Annotated in this window: 1 protein-coding gene; it reads right to left on the reverse strand. The window is 48.7% G+C overall.

The features are described from left to right. Window positions 1–234 (reverse strand): DegT/DnrJ/EryC1/StrS family aminotransferase (locus Q5762_RS39735; RefSeq protein WP_315897187.1); only part of this gene is annotated, 234 nt, incomplete at both ends.

Below are 234 nucleotides of genomic sequence, written 5' to 3' on the forward strand. Positions count from 1 at the left end.
GCCCCAGTGTGCAGCTTTTGACGTTGCAGTGAAGCTGGCAGGTGTTCATCGTAATACCGTGTTACTGCGGCACGTGCATTGAGGTTGGCTTCAATCTCATCCAGTACACACAAACCCATGGCTGCCTGGAATTCGTTCATCTTGGCATTGATGCCCAGCTCTTCAATACTTTCCGGGCCGGTAATACCAAAATTAATCAGCTTCTTGGCACGCTCAAGGTCTTCTTTATGTTTG

The sequence above is a fragment of the Streptomyces sp. P9(2023) genome, from assembly GCF_032436795.1.
GTDB lineage: Bacteria > Actinomycetota > Actinomycetes > Streptomycetales > Streptomycetaceae > Streptomyces.